Origin of the sequence: Acidaminococcus sp. CAG:542, assembly GCF_000437815.1 — a bacterium.
Taxonomy (GTDB): domain Bacteria; phylum Bacillota; class Negativicutes; order Acidaminococcales; family Acidaminococcaceae; genus Acidaminococcus.
Window position 1 is genome coordinate 1,955 of the sequence record NZ_FR902080.1, and the last position, 4,350, is coordinate 6,304.

The 4,350-nt window shown below is 55.9% G+C and carries 4 protein-coding genes, 1 pseudogene and 1 riboswitch; all 5 genes and pseudogenes read right to left on the reverse strand.

What is annotated here, in order from left to right; translation table 11 throughout:
* Positions 1-971: P-type ATPase (locus QVO43_RS06560; protein WP_441293924.1), on the reverse strand; the 971-nt coding region annotated here is incomplete at its 3' end.
* A 263-nt stretch (positions 972-1,234) separates the two neighbouring features.
* Positions 1,235-1,396, reverse strand: a riboswitch (M-box (ykoK) riboswitch).
* A 107-nt stretch (positions 1,397-1,503) separates the two neighbouring features.
* A complete protein-coding gene (locus QVO43_RS06565; RefSeq protein WP_022487744.1) occupies positions 1,504-2,790 on the reverse strand; it encodes a glycosyltransferase family 2 protein in 1,287 nt (428 codons plus the stop codon).
* A gap of 21 nt (positions 2,791-2,811) precedes the next feature.
* Positions 2,812-3,501, reverse strand: a complete 690-nt coding sequence (gene pssA, locus QVO43_RS06570; protein ID WP_022487745.1) for a CDP-diacylglycerol--serine O-phosphatidyltransferase — start codon at positions 3,499-3,501, stop codon at positions 2,812-2,814.
* Positions 3,498-4,145: a phosphatidylserine decarboxylase gene (locus QVO43_RS06575; RefSeq protein ID WP_022487746.1), complete on the reverse strand. Its 648-nt coding sequence runs from the start codon at positions 4,143-4,145 to the stop codon at positions 3,498-3,500. Before QVO43_RS06575 ends, pssA begins: the two co-directional genes overlap by 4 nt.
* A gap of 90 nt (positions 4,146-4,235) precedes the next feature.
* Positions 4,236-4,350 (reverse strand): annotated as a pseudogene (locus QVO43_RS10150) (WecB/TagA/CpsF family glycosyltransferase); the annotation flags it as partial.

The following is a 4,350-nucleotide window of genomic DNA, read 5'->3' on the forward strand; positions in this document are numbered from 1 at the left end:
ACGATCATGGGGAGCATTTCCGGCGTCAGCCCCACCGCCACAGAAATGGCGAACAGGAAGGCGGACACCCAGTCCCCTTTGGTAAATCCGTTGATGAAAAATACCAGGGGCACCATGGCCATCATGAACCGGATCAGTACCCAGGATACCGAGTTCACCCCTTTGGTGAAGTTGGTTTCCGGAGCCTCCTGGGCCATGGAGCTGGCCATGCTGCCGAACAGGGTGTGGTCCCCGATGCCCAGCACCAGACCGGTGGCGGAACCGGAAATCACATTGGTTCCCATAAAAGCCAGGTTGGACAGTTCCGTCACCGCTTTGTCCCCGCTGGCATCCACTTTATAAGGGACCTTCTCTTGAGGGGCGCTTTCCCCGGTCAGGGAAGCCTGGCTCACAAACAGGTCCTTGGCATCCAGGATCCGCAGATCCGCCGGTACCATATCACCAGTGGACAGCCACACCAGGTCCCCCACCGTCACGTCCTGGAGGGGAATTTCCTTCTTTTTGCCCCCGTCCCGGATCACCGTGCAGGTAGTAGTGATCAGTTCCAAAAGTTTCGCTGCCGCATCCCCGCTGCGGGTTTCCTGGACGAACCGGAGCACCCCGGAAATCAGCAGCAGGGTCAGGATGATGCATACCGTCACCGGGTTGAAATCATCCATGTTCCCGGAACGCAGGGGCAGGATGATGTCCGTTACCGTGGACACCCCCGCCAGCACAAACAGGATCACCGTAAAGGGATTCACAAAAGCTTCCACCAGACGGGCGGCCACGCTCTTCTTCTTTTCCCGGGTCACCTTGTTGGCCCCGTATCTGTCCCGGGAGGCCTCTGCCTGTTCTTCCGTCAGACCGGAAGCCCCGGTACCGTACCGGGCCATGGCTTCTTTCCCCTCCAGGGCAGCCGCTTCCAGGAGCCGGGCCTGGGCTTCATGGGCCGCCAGCTGGAATTTTTTGTCCATATTTTCTTTTTTCATGTTCTCCTCCTAAAGAAATCCGGGGGCCGTTCCCCCTCTTTAAGAGGCCGTCAGCTCAGAAACGCGCAGCAAAACCGGACCGGCACCGCCAGTCTGTGAAAATTCCGCTGCCCAAACCGTGAGGATGACTGCCTCCACCAGCACCGTCCATGCTTTGCCACCACCTTTCCAGGACTCAGATTCACATAACAGAAAAGCCGTCCGGGGGAAACCCGAACGGCACAAATGCAAAACACACTTCAGTGGAAACAGCTGCCAGCCGCTTTCACTGCCACCGTACGAGCTTTAACTCTACAGGGCGGTGAAACTGCATTATGCGGCGCCTTCTTGTTTGACGCAGCCTGTTCAGACCTACGCGGGATGTCTCCATCCTGTTGCGGCAGCAGTCCATATCCCTGTAGGAGCCTTGCCTACCGGAACTATTCTGTTGATACCCATACTATAGCAATATGCAGGGATTTTGTCAAGGATGAAACAGAAAAAGGGCTGTTGCATGAGCAACAGCCCCCAATCGCAGGCTGCTTTGCAGCCCTTATCTTTTCTCTTTCGGCAGTACGATCTGCTTCGGTCCGGTTTCCGCACTTTCCGGCACCAGCACATCGTTGAAGCTGATGCTCCGGGTGTGGATGGTGTGGCTCCACACGTGTTCGTGCCGGTGCAGGAAGCCCAAAATGGTGATGGGCACCCAGCTGTAGAGCAGCAGCGGATAGAACAGGGTGTAGAACCAGGACTTGGGGGCCGCGTTGATCTTGAACAGGATAATGGCCGGGATCACGTACTGGGCCACCCCGATCACCTGCCACACATGGTAAGGCAGCAGGGCATAGAGCACATTGGTGTAAAAAGGCACAAAGTTGTAGATGGTGCTGCAGAGCACGAAGAAGGTGGAGATCAGCATGAAATAGGGCTGGAACACATCGATGACCCCATCCAGGATCACAATGTCCCGCTTCCGGATCCCTTCCTTCAGCAGCTTCCCCATGTACCGGCCTGCCACATCGAACTGGCCCTGGGCCCACCGCTTCCGCTGGTTCCAGGAAGCCTTGAAGGTCTGGGGCTTTTCGTCGTAGATGATGGCATCCTGGCACCAGGTGGTGGGGATCCCTTCCAGCAGGCACTTCATGGTGAATTCCATGTCTTCCGTCAGGCAGGTGGCTTTCCACCCGTACTTTTTCAGCACTTCCGTGGCAATCACCATGCCGGTGCCCCCGAACACGCTGGAGAGCCCGATGGTATACTTGGCCAGGTGCCATACATGGTTCACGATCCAGAAGTTGATGGCGAAGGTGCCGCTGACCCAGCTGTCGTTGGGGTTCTTCACGTCCAGATACCCCTGGATCAGCCGTTCCCCTTTGCAGAACCGGTTGTTCATTTCCTTCAGGAAGTCCGGGTGCACCAGGTTGTCCGCGTCGAAAATGGCCACCGCATCATACTGTCTGTCCAGGGCAAACAGCTGCCGGAACATCCATTCCAGGGCGAACCCCTTCCCCACTTTCTCCTGATTGAACCGTTCGTACACAATGGCCCCGGCTTTCCGGGCCACATCCGCCGTATGGTCCTTACAGTTGTCGGCGATGACGAAAATGTCATACAGTTCGTCGGGATACCGGAGCATATGGAGGTTCTCCACCAGCTCCCCGATGACTTTTTCTTCGTTGTGGGCGGCCACGATCACGGCAAAGGTAGTCTTGGGCGTCAGGATCTTCTTTTCTTTTTTCCGGGGCAAAATGCCAAAAAGGGAAATCACAAAATAATAGATGGTGAAAAAGACGATCAGCACTTGGAGGGGAACCATGATGATGTCAAAATACGTGCTCATAAAACCTCTTGTTTCCTCCTCTTACTTAAAGACGGCCTGTTTCCCCGTCACTTTCACATACACAGCATTGAGCACCCCGCACAGGGTATAGGTGAACATGATCACAAAAGGCCAGGCCTTCAGATCGCTGTACAATACCAGAGCCCCCAGGATGAAAGAAATGATCACCGGCACCCGGAACAGGGGATTCCCATGGCCCTTGAAATCCGGATACTTTACATCACTGTACATCAGGCAGGCCACAGCCACCGTCAGGAGGGAGGTGAGCACCGGGCCGATCTGCATGCCTCCCAGCACGAAGGTGACGATGACGCAGGCTCCCGCCGGCGCCGGCATCCCCTGGAAGTATCCGTGGATATCGCTGACATTCACGTTGAACCGGGCCAGCCGCATGGCCGCCCCGAAGGCAAAAAGACCGGAGATGATCATCCCCGCCACTCCCAGTTCATGGAGGGAATAGGTATAGATCAGCACCGAAGGTGCCATGCCGAAGGAACACACGTCACAGAGAGAATCCATCTCCACCCCGAAAGGTCCGCTGACCCCCAGAGCCCGGGCGGCACGGCCGTCACAGGAATCGGCCAGGATGGCCAGGATAATGAAGATGGCTGCCAGGGAAAAATCCTTTTCCATGGACAGATAAATGGAAATCAGTCCCAGCATCTGGCTCAGTCCGCTGATGCTGTTGGGGACCATGCGTTTGTAGTTCATTCTGCTTTCTGCCTCCCGATGATACTGATACCGCCCTGCACCTTGTCCCCTTTCCGGACCAGGATCTCCACAGAGCGGGGAACCACCAGTTCCGTACAGGAACCGAACTTGATCATGCCGTAGCAGTCACCCTGTTTCAGCCGGCTGCCCAGGCTGGTCCAGGAAACGATCCGCCGGGCCAGGATCCCGGCAATCTGGATCACCAGGATCCGGTTGGTGCCGTTGTCCAGGCCGATGGCCATCCGTTCGTTCACAATGGGTGCCGAATCCTTGAAAGCCGGTTCGTACCCCCCACAGGTGTAGCGCATGTACTTCACCAGCCCCGTCATGGGAGCCCGGTTGGTATGCACATTGAACACGGACAGGAAAATGGTCACTTTCTTGGCCGGTTCGTTGAGATATTCTTTATCGAAAAACTCCTCTACCCCCATCACCGTACCGTCCGCCGGAGAATACAGGATATCAGGATCCTGCTTCACATCCAGCACCCGGTTCCGGAAGAAGTAGCCAAAATAAATCATCAGGACCGCCGGGGGTACTGCAAAAACCGGACCGGCCACATAACCGGCCAGGATGGTCACGGCCAGCATGGTCCCGATAAAGGGATAGCCTTCCTTTACTATATGGTATTTGTATTTGGTCACATCTTCACCTCCACCCATCGTTTTATTATACCTTATCTCAGTTTCTTTGTCCAAATCTGTACGGCAAAAAACGGTGGAGTCCAGACCCTGTTATTTCCGGCCGTGTTTGGCTTCCAGTACCTTCACCACGAATTTCGGCAGGGCCATCATCCGTCCCAGGCGGCTGGGCTGCTTGTACAGCCGGAACAGCCACTCCAGGGAAGCT